We start from the raw sequence: 258 nt of genomic DNA on the forward strand, positions 1-258 counted from the left end.
CCTATCCAGACGCAAGCTCCTTCTCGCTCCTTCAGAATGCTGTCGATTTTTCCCTTCACCAAAAGGCCGGTTTGACGGCAAGTATACCGCTGGTCAGGATCGAACCCGTTCAGCCGCGATTTCCATCACTCCTTGACGTCGCCAACATGCGTGCGGAGGCGGAGCGCTTGAGTAAAGACAATGGAACCGTTCTCGGGCAGACGCTCCGTGATTATGCGAAAAAAGCCGAGGTCGAGGTCGAGATCCAGCCATTCGATG

At 55.0% G+C, this 258-nt stretch carries 1 pseudogene; it reads left to right on the forward strand.

Annotated features, from left to right (window positions below):
• Nucleotides 1-258, forward strand: a pseudogene (locus tag AF337_RS46395) (universal stress protein); the annotation flags it as partial.

The organism is Rhizobium ecuadorense (assembly GCF_001187535.1).
In the GTDB taxonomy this organism is placed as follows: domain Bacteria; phylum Pseudomonadota; class Alphaproteobacteria; order Rhizobiales; family Rhizobiaceae; genus Rhizobium; species Rhizobium ecuadorense.